At 25.0% G+C, this 4,995-nt stretch carries 3 protein-coding genes; 1 reads left to right on the top strand and 2 read right to left on the bottom strand.

Going from position 1 to position 4,995, the window contains the following annotated elements; all coding sequences use genetic code 11:
* Together L8X33_RS08375 and tssM are read right to left on the bottom strand one after the other, a co-directional pair.
* Window positions 1-738: hypothetical protein (locus L8X33_RS08375; RefSeq protein ID WP_263670460.1), on the bottom strand; the 738-nt coding region annotated here is incomplete at its 3' end.
* Complete coding sequence (gene tssM, locus L8X33_RS08380) at window positions 728-4,270, bottom strand: type VI secretion system membrane subunit TssM (protein WP_263660854.1); 3,543 nt, start codon at window positions 4,268-4,270, stop codon at window positions 728-730. The genes tssM and L8X33_RS08375, both read right to left, overlap by 11 nt.
* Before the next feature lie 135 nt (window positions 4,271-4,405).
* Between tssM and L8X33_RS08385 the strand changes: the two genes are divergently transcribed.
* Window positions 4,406-4,921, top strand: coding sequence for an Hcp family type VI secretion system effector (locus L8X33_RS08385; RefSeq protein ID WP_039626225.1), 516 nt, complete (start codon window positions 4,406-4,408; stop codon window positions 4,919-4,921).
* The last annotated feature ends 74 nt before the right edge of the window (window positions 4,922-4,995 follow it).

Genomic DNA, 4,995 nt, shown 5'->3' on the forward strand with positions numbered 1-4,995 from the left:
TACAACAAGATTAATTAGTTTTGTATCTTTAATAAGCGGAATTTTTGAAATAACCGTTTGAAAATCATCTATATTTAATTTTTGGAAATTATCATTTAGTATTGTTTTTTTACGATTTTGTGATAATTCATTTTGCAATTTATCTAAAATTTTTCCTATATTTTCATAAGTAAAATCTAAATTAACAGAAGAATTAGATTCCATAATAACTTCAGAATTTTTAATATTATTATCCTCTATAAAACTATAATCTATTTTTGTTTCAATAAGTTCTTTAATGTTTTCTTTTGCCTTAAAATCTAAACCATCTATTTTTCCTCTAGGTTTTAGCTCTATTTCATCCATCTGTGTGTGTTTTTCTATTTCTTTTATTTCTTTTGCTTGCTTTAAAGTTTCTTGTTTAATCTCTTTTGAATCAACAAAACGCAACTCAATAAGACCTAACTTTAGAACATCGCCTTTGTTGATAATAATTTCATAACCATCTTCCAATCTAGAAAAAGAATTATTATAAAAAATATCACTGCATTCTATAGGCGTCATAGTAAAAAAACCTTCTTCAAAAGTAATCTTCATATGTTTTTCTTTAACAGAATTATTTTTATCTTGTATCCAAAATAAACATTCTGGACTTGATCCAACAAGTCCACCAGTTTCATCAAATACACAAGCTACTGTTTTTGTAATATTTTCATCAATATTTTCAATTATCAATCCTATGGTTTCTTTATCTATCATTTTGAGCCTTTGTTATATTTTCTACTATTTTAAAATCACTTAATATCATAATTATATTATTAATATCTGAGTTGTTATTATTAAGTTTGAAATCAAAATACATTTTTTTATTGTCATTAAATAAAACACTGTAAGATGAATTTGAATTTTTACTTTCCTGTAATAATTTATACCAAGCCCATTCTCCTTTATATGATTTTGTGTAATTTATATTAGCATCTAAATAAGAATACGCAGTGAAATCAAAACTAGTTCCATTGTTAAATTCATCAGTTATAACATCTAATTTTGTATGCAATGTGTGATCATATATAATAGAAGTATCATTATACTGAACTTTTACAAAAGAAAAATCGGCACTTAAGTCAAGACTTTGTAAAGTAAAGCGCACTCTCATTACATCATTTGCATTTAGCATTAACTCTGATAAATTACCAGCCTTAGTAATAAAATCCAAAAATTCTTTGGAAAAAGTTAATCTTGAGCTAAATTTAGAATTAATAGAGTAAACATTTTTTCTTTTAATTAGAACATTTGTTAAATATTTTTCATAAAACTTATTTAAAATTCCATTTTTACCAAAGAAATTTTTAAAAGAATCTATACTTAAATCTTGTGAACTTAATAAATTAAAAGGATAAAAAGGAGCTATATCATTAACAAATGGTGCATAAACCTCATTCAACCAAACAGTATTAAACAAAGAAACTCCATGGTTTTCTATAATATTCCAAGCATACAAAGAAAGAGTTGCATAATATTTTTCCAATTCACTTGGTAAATTTTTAATATTTTGTTCAAGAGAACTAAATGGGTCGCTAGAATCTTTACTATCGCTTAAAGCGTATTTTATTTTTTCCTCAATAGTTTGCGAGTTATTTGTTGTAAAGTCAGTTATTTTTTTATGAATATTAGACAAATCTGTATTTATTAATTCCATGGTTTTTTGATGACTTCCAACATCTAAACCTACAGCAGTAGCACCCGTATTTAAAATAGAATTTTGTTCTATAATTTTATGATAAGCATCAAACGAACTGGTAATCCCCATAAAACTTGTCTTTATTTCAGCAGCATTAACACCGAGATTATATGCTTGAGTTAGTAAAGTAGCATCGTTAAGATTGGTATTTACACTAACAATTTTTATAAAATTCATTAAAGGATTTTCTTTTTTAGATAGTATATTAAGTTCATTTAGCATAGAACTTTTGGAAATAAACTTTTTTGGTGCAAGTGAATTTAAAATTTCTTGCCATTTATTTTGATATTGCGTTAAATAAATTTTAATAATTCCCATTGCCATATTGCTTCTATTTTCAGAATTTGACAAATCATTTAAAATCCACGAATCAATCTCAATGGCTTTATCTATTTTTACATTTAACGTTTGCAAAAAGTCAGCCATACCTTTTTTTGTGTAAATTTCTTCAATACTATCAATTTTAATAGACTCTGAGAAAACATTATTAGCAGCAAATCCTAATTCATTTTTAAAATTATATACTTTATTGTTTTTATCTAGAATGATAAAGTTAAGTAAAGTATATATTCTTTGAATTTTTGCTACATTATATAGTTTTTCAATAGATAGTTTAACCGAAATATCATCTTGCTGAGAAGTGCTTAAGTCAATCTTTTGAAGTTCATCGATACCAGATAGAAAATTTTCTTTAGAAATTTTATATTTTTCTAAAAAATTCCAATTTTCATTAATCCATATTTTTAATAAATCTTTATCAAGATATTTTTGCTCAAACAATGATTTATATACATATAAAGTTTTAATTAAGTTATCATAATTATCATCAGTTTGTAATATTATTTCCATTTCTTTTAATAGGGTATTTTTCAACACATCTTCACTAATTTTATAATATAAATTTTGTGCTTTTTTAAAGCCTTTATATGTTATGTTTAAGCTAAAATATTCAAACAAACTTGCCTTTTCGATTAATTGTGGATATACACTTAGTATATTTCTTAAATCAACTAATAATTTTGCTTTCTCTTCTATACTCATCATGGGGTAATCTTGCATATTTTTCAACAAAAATGAAAGATCAGTATAAACACTTTGAGATATTTTCTTTTCTTGCTCACTTTTAAGAATAAAATAAGATGAAATAAAATAAGTCATACAACTCAAAAATATAGTTAAACCCACAAGCGATATCTTTTTGTAAAAACTTTTAATTCTACTTAGCGATGAATCTTTAAAGACAATATCTTCAAGCAAAGACTGAACAAAATAACTTTGCTTGCTAAAAGACTGTTTTACTTGAGCTAATGGTTTTTTTATATTATACTTTTCACAAATTGTATCAAGCATAAAATTTCTTGGCACATTTTCTTGATAAGCACTTACATAATATACCCCTCTTAAAACTGAACTATTTTTTAAAATATTTTCATTTTGGAGTTGCACGATAAAGTCTTTGCTCAATACAAATAAATTATCCAACTGCTTTAAAAATAAATAAATTTTATTTTTTTCCTCTATAGTGTATATAGAAGAATTTTTATCAACAAAACGTAAAAACAAAGATTTGCTTATCTCTTCAAAAGACTTTTGAATATCTTCTTCTTTAAAATGTTCTGCAAAACTTACACCAAAAGCTTTTTTTTGAATTTTTTCATTGAAAATATCAAAAAATTCTCTCATACCTTCTATCAAATCTAATTTTGAAAAAACAACATAAATAGGTAATTGTACACCTAAAATTTTTTCACACTCATGCACTCTTTTTGTTAAATAACGAATTAAATTATTAGAATATTCTTTTGTGTTTTCCAAAAACAATCGAGTATCAATTATTAAAATAATGCCATTTAATTTACTATGAAAATAATTCTTATTTAAAAATTTTAAAAAATTTTGCCAAATGCTCTTTTTAATTAAAAAGTCTCTATTTTTCTCTATATCATCTTCGGGTAACTCATCGCTACTATTAGGATGAAAAAAATCTTCTTGAGAAAAATAATTTCCTTCAGTATCAAGCAAAGCGCCTTTCTTGGAAACATATAAGCTAAAATTATTGGTAGACTTATGCATCTTTTTATATGATTCTAAACTATCACTTAAAGGATATTCTATATCAGAATAATTTATAAAAGTACTTTTACCAGCACCTTCATTTCCCACAATAACAACAAGAGGCAAATTTTTAGTGTTGATATCTTTTTTCCATGTTTGTTTGGCATCTTTTAATGCGATAAAGAAATTTCTTTTTGCTTTGTATAAAAATTCATTAGATTCTTTTTTAATTTCTTTAAGTCTTATTCTTTTGTCATCCTTAAAAGATTTTATAAAATTACTTAAAGGCTTTAAAAGAAAAAACAAAAAAATACAACACCAAAATATAAAAATTATCCCAAATCTTAAATAAGAATTACTAAAAACATAAATTTCATTAAACGCAAATAAAGAACCATAAGCCCAAAAAAATAAACTTAAGACAACTAAAATAATAAGTATTAATGTGATTACAAAAATCCTAGATTTTAAAATTTGCATTATTTTTTGAAACATAATTTTTCCTAATATAAATTCAAATAATTTTTATTTCTATTTATTAATTTTATATTATTTTTACTTATTTTGTATTAAAATATTAAAAGCTTTTAATATAAATATAAAGTTAAAATTATAATCATAAGGAAAAACATGGCACAACCAGCATATATCAAAATCGAAGGTTCAACACAAGGACTTATTTCAAGTGGTGCTTCTACAGAAGCAAGTATAGGAAATCGCTATCAAGCAGGACACGAAGACGAGATTATGGCTCAAGAAATTTCTCATATTGTAACAGTTCCAGTTGATCAACAAAGTGGACAACCATCAGGACAAAGAGTTCATAAGCCTTTTACTTTCACTTGCTCTCTAAATAAAGCAGTTCCTCTACTTTACAATGCACTTACAAAAGGTGAAAGACTTCCGAGTGTTGAAGTTCATTGGTTTAGAACATCAACAAGTGGTGGACAAGAACATTTTTTTACAACTAAATTAGAAGATGCTATCATTACAGATATTACCTTAGTAATGCCAAATGCTCAAGAAGCAAACAATCATGACAAAACAGAGCTTTTTAAGGTATCCTTAAATTACAGAAAAGTTATTTGGGAGCATACAGCGGCTGGAACAAGCGGAAGTGATGATTGGAGAGAAGCAAATTCGTAACACAATAAGCTCATTGTTAAACAATGAGCTTTATATGCTATTTAATATCCTTATCACTTTCATTAAAAATAATC

The sequence above is a fragment of the Campylobacter sp. CNRCH_2014_2849 genome (genome assembly GCF_025772845.1).
Taxonomy (GTDB): Bacteria; Campylobacterota; Campylobacteria; order Campylobacterales; family Campylobacteraceae; genus Campylobacter_D; species Campylobacter_D lari_D.